At 66.2% G+C, this 15,084-nt stretch carries 12 protein-coding genes and 1 pseudogene; 2 read left to right on the top strand and 11 right to left on the bottom strand.

Translation table 11 applies throughout. The features are described from left to right. Positions 1 to 38 precede the first annotated feature (38 nt). From K2L43_RS03930 to K2L43_RS03905, 6 genes and pseudogenes are all read right to left on the bottom strand, one after another. A pseudogene (locus tag K2L43_RS03930) lies at positions 39 to 320 on the bottom strand (lipid asymmetry maintenance protein MlaB); the annotation flags it as partial. 18 nt (positions 321 to 338) lie between these two features. Then, entirely contained in the window at positions 339 to 986 is a 648-nt protein-coding gene (locus K2L43_RS03925) for a phospholipid-binding protein MlaC (protein ID WP_220638555.1), read from the bottom strand. 178 nt (positions 987 to 1,164) lie between these two features. Continuing rightward, positions 1,165 to 1,917, bottom strand: coding sequence for a VacJ family lipoprotein (locus tag K2L43_RS03920; protein WP_011804201.1), 753 nt, complete (start codon positions 1,915 to 1,917; stop codon positions 1,165 to 1,167). After that, a complete protein-coding gene (gene mlaD, locus K2L43_RS03915; RefSeq protein ID WP_011804200.1) occupies positions 1,914 to 2,399 on the bottom strand; it encodes an outer membrane lipid asymmetry maintenance protein MlaD in 486 nt (161 codons plus the stop codon). Before mlaD ends, K2L43_RS03920 begins: the two co-directional genes overlap by 4 nt. 34 nt (positions 2,400 to 2,433) lie before the next feature. Then, positions 2,434 to 3,216, bottom strand: coding sequence for a lipid asymmetry maintenance ABC transporter permease subunit MlaE (gene mlaE / locus K2L43_RS03910; RefSeq protein ID WP_011804199.1), 783 nt, complete (start codon positions 3,214 to 3,216; stop codon positions 2,434 to 2,436). Then, positions 3,213 to 4,073 (bottom strand): ABC transporter ATP-binding protein, encoded by an 861-nt coding sequence (locus K2L43_RS03905; RefSeq protein WP_088887558.1) that lies wholly within the window; start codon positions 4,071 to 4,073, stop codon positions 3,213 to 3,215. Before K2L43_RS03905 ends, mlaE begins: the two co-directional genes overlap by 4 nt. A gap of 363 nt (positions 4,074 to 4,436) precedes the next feature. Between K2L43_RS03905 and speD the strand changes: the two genes are divergently transcribed. Then, the gene (gene speD, locus K2L43_RS03900) at positions 4,437 to 4,847 is read left to right on the top strand and encodes an adenosylmethionine decarboxylase (protein ID WP_011804197.1); all 411 of its coding nucleotides are present in this window, start codon (positions 4,437 to 4,439) and stop codon (positions 4,845 to 4,847) included. After that, on the top strand, positions 4,847 to 5,809 hold the full coding sequence (gene speE, locus K2L43_RS03895; protein ID WP_220638554.1) for a polyamine aminopropyltransferase: 963 nt from the start codon (positions 4,847 to 4,849) through the stop codon (positions 5,807 to 5,809). The genes speD and speE overlap by 1 nt, the downstream gene beginning before the upstream one ends. Positions 5,810 to 6,000: 191 nt before the next feature. On the opposite strand, the gene K2L43_RS03890 is transcribed toward speE, so the two are convergent. The 5 genes from K2L43_RS03890 to K2L43_RS03870 form a co-directional block, all read right to left on the bottom strand. Continuing rightward, positions 6,001 to 6,783, bottom strand: coding sequence for an amino acid ABC transporter ATP-binding protein (locus tag K2L43_RS03890; protein WP_287953191.1), 783 nt, complete (start codon positions 6,781 to 6,783; stop codon positions 6,001 to 6,003). After that, positions 6,764 to 7,417: an amino acid ABC transporter permease gene (locus K2L43_RS03885; RefSeq protein WP_220638553.1), complete on the bottom strand. Its 654-nt coding sequence runs from the start codon at positions 7,415 to 7,417 to the stop codon at positions 6,764 to 6,766. Before K2L43_RS03885 ends, K2L43_RS03890 begins: the two co-directional genes overlap by 20 nt. A gap of 177 nt (positions 7,418 to 7,594) precedes the next feature. Then, positions 7,595 to 8,395, bottom strand: coding sequence for an amino acid ABC transporter substrate-binding protein (locus tag K2L43_RS03880; RefSeq protein WP_220638552.1), 801 nt, complete (start codon positions 8,393 to 8,395; stop codon positions 7,595 to 7,597). Positions 8,396 to 8,711: 316 nt separating this feature from the next. Then, positions 8,712 to 10,190 carry a glutamate synthase subunit beta gene (locus K2L43_RS03875; RefSeq protein ID WP_011804192.1) on the bottom strand — a complete coding sequence of 493 codons (1,479 nt, stop codon included), beginning with the start codon at positions 10,188 to 10,190 and terminating at the stop codon, positions 8,712 to 8,714. Positions 10,191 to 10,253: 63 nt separating this feature from the next. Continuing rightward, positions 10,254 to 14,987 (bottom strand): glutamate synthase-related protein, encoded by a 4,734-nt coding sequence (locus K2L43_RS03870; RefSeq protein ID WP_220638551.1) that lies wholly within the window; start codon positions 14,985 to 14,987, stop codon positions 10,254 to 10,256. Positions 14,988 to 15,084 lie beyond the last annotated feature (97 nt).

Below are 15,084 nucleotides of genomic sequence, written 5' to 3'. Positions count from 1 at the left end.
AGGCAACCCGCAGGTGCGGGCAGCCCCGCAGGCCGCCGCTACAGGGCGGGCAGCAGTTCCTGCACCCCGTACAGCCCCGCCAGGCTGGACAGCGCCGGCGGCAGGGCCTTGACCACGAAACCGCGGTTCTCGAACACCGCTGCGCGGCGGCACTCCAGCAGCACCGCGAGTGCGGAGGAGTCGAAGGCCGTCAGCGCACCGGCATCCACCACCACCAGCGATTCGTCCTGGGCCTTGAGCCCTTGCAGCAGCATGCGCAGGGTGGCGCCAGCGTGGCGGTGGGTGAGTTCAGCGGGCAGCACCAGCATGCACAGGCCTTTCGGTTCTTTCTGTTCTGGTTACTTGGCGCTGGAGGCGGCGTTGGCCTTGTTGCGCGCCACCAGCGCCTCGATCAGGCCATCCACGCCCTTGGCGTTGATCTCCTGCGCGAACTGGCTGCGGTAGGTTTCCACCAGCCACACACCCATAACGTTGAGGTTGTAGATTTTCCAGCCCGCACCCTCGCCCGGCGTCTTCTCCAGGCGGTAGTCCAGTTGTATCGGGTCGCCCCGGCCGCGGATTTCGGTGCGCACGAGCACGTCCTTGTCTTCGGCGGCTGCGCGCAGCGGCTTCACAACGATGCTCTGGTCCGTGACCTGGCTGAGCGCGCCCGCGTAAGTGCGCACCAGCAGTGTCTTGAACTCGTCCTGCAGGCGCGCCTGCTGCTCCGGCGTGGCCTTGCGCCAGCCCGGCCCGACGGACGCTGCCGTCATGCGGCGGAAGTTCACGTGGGGCAGGATGGTCTTGTCCACCAGCGCCATGATGCGGTCCACGTCGCCGGCCTTAATGGATTTGTCTTTGCGCAGCGTCTCCAGCACATCGACCGAGAGGCGCTTGACGAGGGCATCCGGCGCCTCGTCGGCCGCCAGCGCGGCCTGGGGCACGGCCACCCACGTGGCCACCGCCATCGCGGCGGCGGCATGGATCAGGGTACGGCGGTTCATCATAGTGAGGCTCCTTGCGTGCAGCGCCACGCCGTGCGCTGCCATGTCTGGTTTCGTTGGGTAGATTGTGGAGGGCGCCCCGCGCTGCACATGCGTCGCCACCGTGCAGGGATGCAAGCAACTGCAACCGCGCCTGTCAGCCAGGGGCCCGAGTGCTTGTCAGGCCGGCCTTTGCGGGTTTTCAGTACTCGTCGTCAGGCAGCTTGCCCCCGTTTTCCTCATAGGCGCCCTCGTCGCGTGCGCCTGACACGCCACTACGCACCTTGAGGTACACGTCGCGCGTGAAGCTGTAGGGGTCCAGGGCCGCCGTATCCAGCACCGAGCCCGCGCGCAGCAAGCTAGCGCGCTTATCGACAAGGCGCAGGCCGTACAGGGAATTGCGGACCTCCACCGGGTCGAGCTGGCCCAGCGGGTTGCCCCAACTGTCTACCGGCAAAGCGGCCGTGTCGCGCACGGTGGACGGCCCCAGCAGCGGCAGCACGAGATACGGCCCCGTGGGCACGCCCCAGCGGCCCAGCGTCAGGCCAAAGTCCTGCTTGTGCCGCTCGATGCCTGCCTCGCTGGCAATGTCCAGTACGCCGCCCAGCCCGAAGAAGGTGTTGGTGGTGAAGCGCACGAGGCTCTCGTAAGCCTCCAGCCCGCGGAACTGCAGCAGGTTGTTGACGAACGACCAGGCATCGCCCAGGTTGCCAAAGAAGTTGCTCACGCCCGTACGCACCGGCTGCGGCGTCACGTCGCGGTAAACGGTGGCGACGGGTTTGAGCACCGCCTTGTCCACACTGTCGTTGAACGAATGCACGCCGCGGTTGAAGGGTTCGAACGGATCTGCGGGGTTGGCGTTGGGGCCCGTGGCGCAGCCGCTCATGAGGGCCGCGCCGAGCAACAGCGCCGCCCAGCGGGCAGTCCAGCCCGTGAAGCGAGGTTGATTTGTCATTTCTTGGTACCTCCATTGGACGAAGCACCTTCTTCGGCCTTGCCATACAGGAACTGGCCGATCAGGTTTTCCAGCACTACCGCGGATTGGGTGGCGGTCACCATGTCGCCCTCGGCCAGGTTGTTCTCGTCGGCACCCGGCTCGATGCCGATGTACTGGTCGCCCAACAGGCCGCTGGTCAGGATCTTGAGCGAACTGTCCTTGGGGAACACATAGCGCTTTTCCAGCTCCAGTGTCACGCGCGCCTGGTAGGTCGTGACGTCGAAGCCAATGGACTGCACGCGCCCCACCACCACGCCGGCGCTGCGCACCGCGGCCTTGGGCTTGAGCCCGCCGATGTTGTCGAAACGCGCCGTCACGGTATAGCCCGAGCGGAAGTTCAGGTTCAACAGGTTGGCCGACTGCAGGGCCAGGAAGACCAGCGCCGCGCCGCCCAGCAGGACGAACAGCCCCACCCAGAAATCGTTTTTGGAATGCTGCATGGTGAATTTCCTCAAGACAGACGCATGGTCGCCGTCAGATACTGAACATCAAGGCGGTGAGGACGAAGTCCAGCCCCAGCACGGACAGCGACGCCATCACCACCGTGCGCGTGGTAGCGCGCGAGACGCCTTCCGGCGTCGGCTTGGCCACGAAGCCCTGCAGCACCGCGATGAAGGTGACGGCCACGCCGAACGCGAGGCTCTTGACGATGCCGTTGCCCACGTCCTTCCAGACGTCGACACCGCTTTGCATCTGGCCCCAGAACGCCCCGCCGTCCACGCCGATGAGCACCACGCCGACCAGCCAGCCACCGATCACACCCACCGCGTTGAACACCAGTGCCAGCAGCGGCATGGCGATCACGCCGCCCCAAAAGCGCGGCGCCAGGATGCGGCGCACCGGGTCCACGGCCATCATTTCCATGGCCGACAGCTGTTCGCCGGCGCGCATCAAACCGATCTCGGCCGTGAGCGACGTGCCCGCGCGTCCGGCAAACAGCAGCGCCGTGACCACCGGCCCCAGCTCGCGCACCAGGCCCAACGTGACCACCAGGCCCAGTGAGTTGGCCGAGCCATAGAGCTGCAGCACGTTGTAGCCCTGCAGCGCAAGCACGAAGCCCACAAACAGGCCCGACATGGCGATGATGGACAGCGAATAGTTGCCCAGGAAGTGCACCTGGTCACGCACCAGGCCAGGGCGGCGCATCACATCGCCGAACAGCCCCAGCAGCCGCGCGAACAGGCGCGCGCCCATGCCCACATCGGCCAGCTTCGTGCGCACGGCGTAGCCTACGTGCGTGGGACGCCACCAGCTCATGGGGTACCTCCGCTGGCGTGGGCGTCCACGCTGGGCGAGCGCAAGGGGCCGAAATCGTCGGCCACGCTGGGGCCGGGGTAGTGAAACGGCACCGGCCCGGTAGGCAGCGCGTGCACGAACTGGTGCACCAGCGGATCCGTGCTGGCGCGCACCTCTTCGGGCGTGCCCTGGGCGGCCACCGTGCCGGGTCCCAGGATGATGACGTGGTCCGCCAGGCGGAAGGTCTCTTCCAGATCGTGCGAGACGACGATGGTGGTCAGCCCCATGGCATCGTTGAGTTGGCGAATGAGTTGCGCAGCAGTACCCAGCGAGATCGGGTCAAGCCCGGCGAACGGCTCGTCGTACATGATGAGCTCGGGGTCCAGGGCAATGGCCCGTGCCAGGGCAACCCGCCGCGCCATGCCGCCGGAGATCTGGCTGGGCATCAAGTCCCGCGCTCCCCGCAAGCCCACGGCATGCAGCTTCATGAGCACGATGTCGCGGATCAGGTCCTCGGGCAGATCGGTGTGCTCGCGCAGCGGAAAGGCCACGTTCTCGTACACGCTCATGTCGGTGAACAATGCGCCGAACTGGAACAGCATGCCCATGCGTCGGCGCGCGGCATACAACTGCGCGGTATCCATGCGCCCTACGTCCTGGCCGCCCACCAGCACCTCGCCCTGCTGGGCGCGCTGCTGGCCGCCAATGAGGCGCAGCACCGTCGTCTTGCCCCCGCCCGAAGCACCCATCAGCGCCGTGACCTTGCCACGCGGCACGGCCAGCGACAGGTCGCGCAGGATCACCCGCTCGCCGTACCCGAAGGTGACGTTGCGCAGTTCCACGAGGGCGTCGCCCGGCGATGAGGGTGGGGAGGACATGGTGTATGCAGATACGCCCAGCTCTACGACAGAGCGCGAGGCTAACCCGGCATCATAGGGGAAACCCCTCTGCTCGGCTGCGCCTCTCATTAAAACCTGTGGTTTGCATATGACGTTTGGCTATACTTGTCGGTTCTTAAGAAATGTCCCGCCCGACCCTCCGGGCGGATTGCTTGTCAGCGTTGCTGCATGGGCGTCATCGACGCACAACGGAACGAAGGCGCGGCAATGTGCCTGCGACATTCCCTTTTCTTCCGTTGCGCGTCTGCCTCCCGGCAGCGTGCTGGTCGGTACCCGGCGGACGGCGTCCGACCGCGGCGCCGTTTCCTGCCACCCCCGCAGAAAGAGAAAAGGCTCCAGATAATGAAGAATCTCCAGTCCGTCGTTCCCATCCCGGCTCCTGTCCCCCAGCGCCAGGCCACGGGCCTGCACCTGATCGGCGACCTGTATGGCTGTCTCTGCGACAGCCGCCTGATGTTGGACGCCGCGCACCTGGAATCGTTCTGCAAGGAGCGCGTGGCCGCCGCCGGGCTGACCACCGTGGGCAGCCTGTTCCACAGCTTTGGCGAAGGCGGCGGCGTCACCGGCGTGGTGGTGTTGGCCGAGTCGCACCTGTCCATCCACACCTGGCCCGAGGCGGGCTACGTCACGCTGGACGTGTACGTGTGCAACTACACCGAGAACAACCGCCCCAAGGCGCAGAAGCTCTTCGACGACCTGCAGGCCGCCTTCAACCCGGCCGATCCGCACCTGCACCGCGTCGACCGCGCCTGATGAGCGGCGCCCCCACCGCGCAGGCCACGCGCTACGTGGCCGAGCGCCTGAACGCCGACTTCGGCTTTTACCTCAGCGACCGCCGCCTACTGGCCGAACGCCAGTCGGCCTGGCAGCACATCGAGGTCTTCGACAACCCGCAGTTCGGCCGCGTGATGCGCATCGACGGCTGCTTCATGACCAGCGAGCGCGACGAATTCTTCTACCACGAGCCGATGGTGCACCTGCCGGCCATCGCCCACCCCGGCGTGCGCCGTGCGCTGGTCGTGGGCGGGGGGGACGGCGGCGCCGCCGAGGAGCTGCTGAAGCTGCCCGGCATCGAGCAGGTGGTGCTGGCCGAGCTGGATGGCGAGGTGATTGCCATGGCCCGCGATTGGCTGGGCCAGATCCACCGTGGCGCCTTTGACGACCCGCGCCTGGAGGTGCGCCTGGGCGACGCGCGCGCCTTCATCGGCCAGACCGAGGAGCGCTTCGACCAGATCGTCCTGGACCTGACCGACCCCTTCGGCCCTGCCGTGGAGCTGTACACCATGGAGTTCTACGCCGCCTGCCGCCGCGCGCTGAACCCCGGCGGCGTGCTGTCGCTGCACCTGGGCTCGCCCGTGCACCTGCCCGAGAGCCTGGGGCGCATCGCCGCCTCGGTGCGCGCGGTGTTTCCCATCTTCCGCCCCTATCTGCAGTACGTGCCGCTGTACGGCACGTTGTGGTGCATGGGCATGGCATCGGACAGCACCGACCCCGCCCGGCTCAGCGCCGACGAGGTGGACGCACGCATCGCCGCGCGCGGCCTGGGCGATCTGCAGCTGTACAACGGGGCCGTGCACCATGCGCTACTGGCACAGCCGAACTTCGTGCGTGCGCTGCTGGATCGGCCTGCGCTGCCGCTGCACAGCGGGGATATGCTGGAAGAAGTGCGGGACCCAGCAGAGTTGCCGGAGGTGGTGGTGTCCGCTGCCGCGTAATGTCTAGCCCAATCGCCGTCCAGCGCTTGCTGGGCGAGCGCTGGCAGCTATCTTTTTTAAGCCCCTGCGCAGGATTGGATGTCGCTGGCCGAGGCCGTCCCCGCCTGCGACACAGAATCCCATTAGCTACCAAAAGCATAGCTCACAGCGCTTATTCCATCGCCGCTAGAGCCCAATTCGGCGCTAGACCTTCAAAGCATGTGCTGCAAGAACGCCCGCGCCCGCTCATGCCCGGGATCGGCAAAGAACTCCCCGGCCGGACGCGCCGCGATGAGTTCACCCTGGTCCATGAAGGCCACGGTATTCGCCACCTCGCGCGCAAAACCCATCTCGTGCGTGACGACCAGCATGGTCATGCGCTCCTCGGCCAGCTCGCGCATGGTGCGCAGCACCTCGCCCGTGAGTTCGGGGTCCAGCGCCGAGGTGGGCTCGTCGAACAGCATGATGTCGGGCTCCATGCACAGCGCACGCGCGATCGCCACGCGTTGCTTCTGGCCGCCCGACAGGCGCGAGGGATAGTTGTCCCGCTTCTGCGCCAGGCCCACCTTGTCCAGCAGCGCCTCGGCGCGGGCGATGGCCGCGTCGCGCGCCAGGCCCTGCACCACCATGGGCGCCTCGATCAGGTTCTCCAGCACCGTGAGGTGCGGGAACAGGTTGAAATGCTGGAACACCATGCCGGTCTTGGCGCCGATGCGGCGCACTTCGGCATCGGGCGCGTAGGCGCAGCGCCCCTGCGCGTCGGTCGTGGCCAGGGTTTCGCCTTCGATGGCGATGTGGCCGCTGTCGATGGTTTCCAGGTGGTTCAGGCAGCGCAGAAAGGTGCTCTTGCCGGAGCCCGAGGGACCGATCACCGCCACCACCTCGCCACGGTGCACCGACAGCGACACGCCCCGCAACACCTGCACATGGCCGAAGGCCTTGCGCACGTCGCGCGCCTCGATCATCTGCGTGGCGTCACTGGTCAAACTTGGCATAGCGTTTCTCCAGGCGCTGGAAGCCCCAGGTGAGCACCAGGGTCATGACGAGATAGAAGGCGGCGGCGACGATGAAGGGCGTGGTCGTGAAGTCGCGCTGCACGATGCCGCGCGCGGCGCGCAGCAGATCGTTCAGCGCCAGCACGTAGATGAGGGACGTGTCCTTGACCAGGGTGATGGTCTCATTGCTCATGGGCGGCAGGATGCTGCGCACCATCTGCGGCAGCACGATGCGGCGCATGGTCTGGCCGTAGCCCATGCCCAGCACCTTGGCTGCCTCGTACTGGCCACGGTCCACCGACTGGATGCCGGCGCGGAAGATCTCGGCGAAATAGGCCGCGTAGTTCAGTGCGAAGGCCGCCACGGCGGCGGGGAAGTCCGGCAGGCGCACGCCGATCACCGGCACGAAGGGCAGCGCGAAGTAGATGAACAGCATCTGCAGCATGAGCGGCGTGCCGCGCATGAGCCAGATGTAGCCGTTCACCGCGCCCGACAGGGCCTTCCAGCGCGACAGCCGCATGAGCGCCAGCGCCAGGCCCAGCGGCACGGCCAGCACCAGCGTGATGAAGAACAGCTTCAGGGTGACGGTGGCGCCCTGCGCCAGCGGCCCCAGGAGGGAGAGTAGGTAGTCCATGGGGTCACGAGAATTCAGTGCCTTGCACAGCACGCAACCGTCGAAACTGGCGCGCCCCAGGCCAGCGGACGCCGCGCAAGGGCCGCCCCGCCGCGCTGGCGTCGTCCCCCTTCCCGAATTGCGCAGCAATTCGAGAGAAGGGGGAAGGAGCGAAGCGACACAGGGGGTTGTTCGCTATTACTTGATGATGTTCTTGCCGAACCACTGCTCGGCAATCTTGGCGGCGCTGCCGTCCTGCTTCATGTCGGCCAGCGCCTTGTCCAGCTTGCCGTGCAGTTCGGTGTCGTCCTTGCGCACGCCCACGCCGTACTCTTCGGTGCCGAAGTTGTCGTCCAGCACGGCGTACTGGTCAGGCTTCTTGGCCACGTAGTAGCGGCCCACCACCTCGTCCACCACCACGGCTTCCAGGCGGCCGGTGGTCAGGTCCATCAGGGCGGTCACGTTGTCGCCGAAGGTCTTGAGTTCCTTGAACGACTTGAAGACAGCCTCTTCCTTCTTGATGGCGTCCACGGCGCTGGAGCCTTCCTGCGCACCGACGACCTTGCCGGCCAGATCGGCCTTGGCCTTGATGGCGGAGCCTGCGGGCACCACGATGATCTGGTGGTTCTCCATGTAGGGCGCGCTGAACAGGATGTTCTGCTTGCGCTCCTCGGTGATGGTCAGGCCGTTCCACAGCGCATCCACGCGCTTGCCGGACAACTCGGCTTCCTTGGCGCTCCAGTCGATGGGCTTGAACTCCACCTCCACGCCCAGGCGCTTGGCGGCTTCCTTGGCCATGTCGATGTCAAAGCCCACCAGCTCGTTCTTCTCGTCGCGGAAGCCCATGGGCGGGAAGTTGTCGTCCAGGCCCACGACGATCTTCGTGACGGCGGCCGGGGTGGGTGCAGGCGCGGCTGCGGGGGCGGCGGGTTCCTGCTTGGAGCAACCCACCAGCACGGCGCCCAGGGTCAGCAGGGCAACGGCGGCAAACTTCTTCATGGTGTAGCGATTCTTGAAAAGAACAGTCGGAACGAACAACCGGCCCGGGCACGCCGCTCGACCAGGAAGGTCGCGCAGCAAGCCCATGACCGGGCAAACCCTGAATTGTCCCACCGATGCGGAGACTGCGCCCACTCGCAGCGCTGGAACGGGGGATTTGATGCCAATAACTGCCGCAGCGCCCGTCCAGCAAGCGCGAGCAGCTATCAAAAAATAAGCACAACGGCGCCCAGGGCGCCGTTGTGCGGGTAGACGGGTAAGCAGACTGCGGCTGCGACCGCCTTCTGTAATTGGCCGATACCGAGGGATTCCCGCCTCAGCGCGGCAGACTGCTTTCCCCCATCAGGAATTCATCCACCGCACGCGCGGCCTGGCGGCCTTCGCGGATGGCCCAGACCACCAGCGACTGGCCGCGGCGCATGTCGCCGGCGGCGAAGACCTTGGGCGCGCTGGTCGCATAGCCGCCGGTGAAGTCCGTCGTGGCCTGGGCATTGCCCCGCGCATCCTTGTCCACCCCGAAGGCGTCCAGCACGGCAGCCACCGGGCTCACGAAACCCATGGCCAGCAGCACCAGGTCGGCCTGGTATTCCTTCTCGGTGCCGGGGACCTCGATGAACTTGCCATCCTTGAACTCCACCTGCACGGTCTTGAGGCCCGTGACCTTCTTGCCGTCGCCGATGAACTCCTTGGTGGCGATGGCGAACGCGCGCTCGCAGCCCTCCTCGTGGCTGGAGCTGGTACGCAGCTTGTACGGCCAATAGGGCCACACCAGGGGCTTGTTCTCTTGGCTTGGCGGCATGGGCATCAGCTCGAACTGCGTGACGCTGGCCGCGCCATGGCGATTGCTGGTGCCCACACAGTCGCTGCCCGTGTCGCCGCCGCCGATGACGATGACGTGCTTGCCGTCCGCGCGGATCTGGCCCTTGAGCTTGTCGCCCGCGTTGACCTTGTTCTGCTGCGGCAGGAACTCCATCGCGAAGTGAATGCCGTCCAGTTCGCGCCCCGGCACGGGCAGGTCGCGCGACTGCTCGGCGCCACCCGTCAGCAGCACGGCGTCGAAGTCCTTGCGCAGCTGCTCGGGCGTGATGGTTTCCTTGGACCAGTTGGTGACCTTGCTGCCTTTGCCCAGACCGTCCTTGGCCGCGCCGATGAAGACGCCGGTACGGATCGTCACGCCCTCGGCCACCAGTTGCTCCACGCGGCGGTCGATGTGCGCCTTGTCCAGCTTGAAGTCGGGGATGCCGTAGCGCAGCAGGCCGCCCACGCGGTCGTTCTTCTCGAACAGCGTGACGTCATGCCCGGCGCGCGCCAGTTGCTGCGCGGCCGCCAGGCCCGCCGGGCCGGCGCCCACCACGGCCACTTTCTTGCCCGTCTTGCGGGCAGCCGGCTGCGGCTGCACCCAGCCGTGCTCCCAGGCGCGGTCGATGATGGCGTGCTCGATGCTCTTGATGCCCACCGCGTCGTCGTTGATGTTCAGCGTGCAGGCGGCCTCGCAGGGTGCGGGGCAGATGCGGCCGGTGAACTCGGGGAAGTTGTTGGTGCTGTGCAGCACCGCGATCGCGCTCTTCCAGTCCTGGTGGTAAACGAGGTCGTTGAAGTCCGGGATGATGTTGTTCACCGGGCAGCCGTTGTGGCAGAACGGCGTGCCGCAATCCATGCAGCGGGCGCTCTGCAGCTTGGCCTGGGCGTCATCAAGGCCGATGACGAATTCCTTGTAGTGCTTGAGGCGCTCGCCAACGGGCTTGTAGCCCTCCTCGATGCGCTCGTATTCCATGAAACCTGTGGTCTTGCCCATGATCGTGGTGTCCTGTCTTTGTGCATGCTGCCGCAGCGGGGCCCCAGGCCCCGCCCGCGCGAGTTACTTGGCGGCTACCGCTTCCGTTTTAGGAGCTGCTACCGCAGGTGTAGCCTGCTCTTCCAGCACTTTTCTTTCATAGATTTCCGACAGGGCACGCTTGTACTCGGTCGGGAAGACCTTGACGAATTTGCTGCGCGACGCGGCCCAGTTGTCCAGGATCTCGCGGGCGCGCTTGCTGCCCGTCCAGCGGCTGTGGTCCTCCAGCAGCTTCTTGAGCAGGGCCTCGTCCGTCTGGTCGCGGTGCCAGATGCCGCGGCCCATGTGGACCGCCTGCTCCTCGCCCGGAAGGATGCGCTCCAGCGTCACCATGGAGAGGTTGCAACGCGAGTCGAACTTGCCGTCCTCGTCGTAGACGTAGGCAATGCCGCCGCTCATGCCCGCCGCGAAGTTGCGGCCCGTCTTGCCCAGCACCACCACGGTGCCGCCGGTCATGTACTCGCAGCCGTGGTCGCCCACGCCCTCGACCACCGCCGTGGCGCCCGACAGGCGCACCGCGAAGCGCTCGCCCGCCACGCCGGCGAAGAACGCCTCGCCGCTGGTGGCGCCGAACATCACGGTGTTGCCGACGATGGTGTTGCCCACGGCCTCACCGCGGAACTCATGGCTGGGGCGCACGATCACGCGGCCGCCCGACAGGCCCTTGCCGGTGTAGTCGTTGGCCTCGCCCGTCAGGTTCAGCGTGACGCCCTTGCACAGGAATGCGCCGAAGGACTGGCCGCCCGTGCCCTCGAAGTGGATGCGCACGGTGTCGTCCGGCAGCCCTTCGGGATGCACCTTGGTCACCGCGCCCGACAGCATGGCGCCCACCGAGCGGTTGACGTTCTTGGCCACCTCCATGATGCGCACGCTCTCGCCGCGCTCGATGGCGGGGCGGCAGCGCTCGATGAGCTTCACATCCAGCGCCTTGTCCAGCTTGTGGTCCTGCGTTTCCACGTGGTAGCGCGGCACATCGGCAGGCACTTGCGGCTGGGCGAACAGGCGCGAGAAGTCGAGACCCTGTGCCTTCCAGTGCGCGATGCCCTTGCGGGTGTCGAGCAGGTCCGTGCGGCCGATCAGCTCGTCGAACTTGCGGACGCCCAGCTGCGCCATGATCTGGCGCACTTCCTCGGCGACGAAGAAGAAGTAGTTCACCACGTGCTCGGGCTTGCCGGTGAACTTCTTGCGCAGCACCGGGTCCTGCGTGGCCACGCCCACGGGGCAGGTGTTGAGGTGGCACTTGCGCATCATGACGCAGCCTTCGACCACCAGCGGCGCCGTGGCGAAGCCGAACTCGTCGGCACCCAGCAGCGCGCCGATGACGACATCGCGGCCCGTCTTCATCTGGCCGTCGGCCTGCACGCGGATACGGCCGCGCAGACGGTTGAGCACAAGGGTCTGCTGGGTTTCGGCCAGGCCGATTTCCCAGGGCGAGCCCGCATGCTTGATGGACGACCAGGGCGAGGCGCCCGTGCCGCCGTCATGGCCTGCGATCACGACGTGGTCGCTCTTGCACTTGGCCACGCCCGCGGCGATCGTGCCCACACCCACTTCGGACACCAGCTTGACGGAGATGTCGGCATGCGGCGCGACGTTCTTCAAATCGTGGATGAGCTGGGCCAGGTCCTCGATCGAATAGATGTCGTGGTGCGGCGGCGGGCTGATGAGGCCCACGCCCGGCACGCTGTGGCGCAGTTGGCCGATGTAGTCAGATACCTTGCCGCCGGGCAGCTGGCCGCCCTCGCCAGGCTTGGCGCCCTGGGCCATCTTGATCTGGATCTGGTCGGACGAGGCCAGGTACTCCGCCGTCACGCCGAAGCGGCCCGATGCCACCTGCTTGATCTTGGAGCGCAGCGAGTCGCCATTGAGCAGCGGGATGTCGGCCTGCACCTTGTCGCTGCCGATGATGGACGACAGCGTCTCGCCCTGCTGGATCGGAATGCCCTTGAGCTCGTTGCGGTAGCGCTTGGGGTCCTCGCCGCCCTCGCCAGTGTTGCTCTTGCCGCCAATGCGGTTCATGGCAACGGCCAGCGTGGCATGCGCCTCCGTGGAGATGGAGCCCAGCGACATGGCACCGGTGGCGAAGCGCTTGACGATGTCCTTGGCGGGTTCGACCTCTTCCACCGGGATCGCCTTGGCCGGATCGAACTTGAACTCGAACAGGCCGCGCAACGTCATGTGGCGCTTGGCCTGGTCATTGATGATCTGCGCGTATTCCTTGTACGTGCTGAAGTTGTTCGCACGCGTGGAGTGCTGCAGCTTGGCGATGGCGTCGGGCGTCCACATGTGCTCCTCGCCGCGCGCACGCCAGGCATATTCGCCGCCGGCGTCCAGCATGGTCTCCAGCACCGGGTCGTCGCTGAACGCGGCCAGGTGGGTGCGGATGGCTTCCTCGGCGATCTCGAACACGCCGATGCCTTCCACGCGGCTGGCCGTGCCCGTGAAGTACTTCTGCACTGTGTCGCTGTTCAGGCCGACGGCTTCGAACAGCTGCGCGCCGCAGTAGCTCATGTAGGTGGACACGCCCATCTTGGACATGATCTTGGACAGACCTTTGCCCACCGCCTTGACGTAGTTGTAGATGGCCTTGTCGGCAGACAGATCGCCGCTGAGCTCCTGGTGCATGTCCACCAGCGTCTCCAGCGCCAGGTAGGGGTGCACCGCCTCGGCGCCGTAACCGGCGAGCACCGCGAAGTGGTGCACTTCGCGCGCCGTGCCGGTCTCCACCACCAGGCCGGCCGTGGTGCGCAGGCCCTCGCGCACCAGGTGCTGGTGGATGGCCGACAGCGCCAGCAGCGCAGGGATCGCCACCTGCGTAGCGCTCAGGTTGCGGTCGCTGATGATGAGGATGTTGGCGCCGCCCTTGATCTCATCGACGGCCTGCGCGCACAGCGAGGCCAGCTTGGCCTCCACGCCCTGCTTGCCCCAGGCCAGCGGGTAGGTGATGTCGATGGTGGCGCTCTTGAACTTGCCGTGCGTGTGCTGCTCGATCTGGCGCAGCTTGGCCATGCCCTCGAAGTCGAGGATGGGCTGGTGCAGCTCCAGGCGCATCGGCGGGTTCACCTGGTTGATGTCCAGCAGATTGGGCTTGGGGCCCACGAAGGACACCAGGCTCATCACGATGGCCTCGCGGATCGGGTCGATCGGCGGGTTGGTCACCTGCGCGAACATCTGGCGGAAGTAGTTGTACAGCGGCTTGTTCTTGTCCGACAGCACGGCGAGCGGGCTGTCGTTGCCCATGGAGCCCACGCCCTCCTCGCCGTTCTTGGCCATGGGCGCCAGCAGGAACTTGATGTCCTCCTGCGTGAAACCAAACGCCTGCTGGCGGTCCAGCAGCGGCAGCGCGGACGCGGCCGGATGCACGGCCGATTCGCCCACCTTCACGTCATCGAGCTTGATGCGCAGATTCTCGATCCACTGCTTGTAGGGCTTGGTGTTGACGATGTTGGCCTTGAGCTCGTCGTCCTCGATCAGGCGGCCCTGCTCCAGGTCGATCAGCAACATCTTGCCCGGCTGCAGGCGCCATTTGCGCACGATCTTGCCGTCCGGCACGGGCAGCACGCCGGCTTCGGAGGCCAGGATCACCAGATCGTCGTCGGTCACCACGTAACGCGAGGGGCGCAGGCCGTTGCGGTCCAGCGTGGCGCCGATCTGGCGGCCATCGGTGAACACGATGGAGGCCGGGCCATCCCAGGGCTCCAGCATGGCGGCGTGGTACTCATAGAACGCGCGGCGGCGCTCGTCCATGGATTCGTGCTGCTCCCAGGGCTCCGGGATCATCATCATCACGGCCTGGCTGATGGGGTAGCCGGCCATGGTCAGCAGTTCCAGGCAGTTGTCGAAGGTGGCGGTGTCGGACTGGCCGGCAAAGCTGATGGGGTACAGCTTCTTCAGGTCTTCGCCCAGCACGGGCGAGGCCATCACGCCTTCGCGTGCCAGCATCCAGTTGTAGTTGCCGCGCACGGTGTTGATCTCCCCGTTGTGCGCCACATAGCGGTAGGGGTGGGCCAGCGGCCACTCGGGGAAGGTGTTGGTCGAGAAGCGCTGGTGCACCAGGCCGATGGCGGAGACGCAGCGCTCGTCCGCCAGGTCGAGGTAGTACACGCCCACCTGGTCGGCCAGCAGCAGGCCCTTGTAGACCACGGTGCGGCTGCTCATGCTAGGCACGTAATATTCTTTGCTGTGCTTGAGCTTCAGGCCCTGGATGGCGGCGCTGGCCGTCTTGCGGATCACGTAGAGCTTGCGCTCCAGCGCATCCTGCACGATCACGTCCGAACCGCGACCGATGAAGACCTGGCGCAGGATGGGCTCCTTCTCGCGCACGGTGGGCGACATCGGCATGTCCAGATTCACCGGCACGTCGCGCCAGCCCAGCAGCACCTGGCCCTCGGCCTTGATGGCGCGCTCCATCTCCTGCTCGCAGGCCAAGCGGCTGGCATGCTCTTTGGGCAGGAAGATCATGCCCACGCCGTATTCACCGGCGGGGGGCAACTCCACGCCCTGACGCGCCATTTCCTCGCGGTAGAGCTGGTCGGGAATCTGGATCAGGATGCCCGCGCCGTCGCCCATGAGCTTGTCGGCCCCCACGGCGCCGCGGTGGTCCAGGTTCTCCAGAATCTTGAGCGCGCCGGTCACGATGTCGTGCCGCTTCACGCCCTTGATATGGGCCACGAAGCCCAGGCCACAGGCGTCGTGTTCATTGCTGGATGCATACAGGCCGTGCTGTTGCAGATGCTGGATTTCGGCAGCCTTGGTCATGGCGCGCTTCCTCAAAGATTCGCAGGGAACGCAAGCGTAGTGCAACGCAACATGGCCACGCAAGCATTTTAATTGGGGTCAGATACCAAAAAGTTGA

This window comes from Diaphorobacter sp. MNS-0 (assembly GCF_019602835.1).
Taxonomy (GTDB): Bacteria; Pseudomonadota; Gammaproteobacteria; order Burkholderiales; family Burkholderiaceae_C; genus Diaphorobacter; species Diaphorobacter nitroreducens.
Note: the sequence above shows the minus strand (reverse complement) of the source record. Positions and strands in the feature narration are given on the sequence as shown.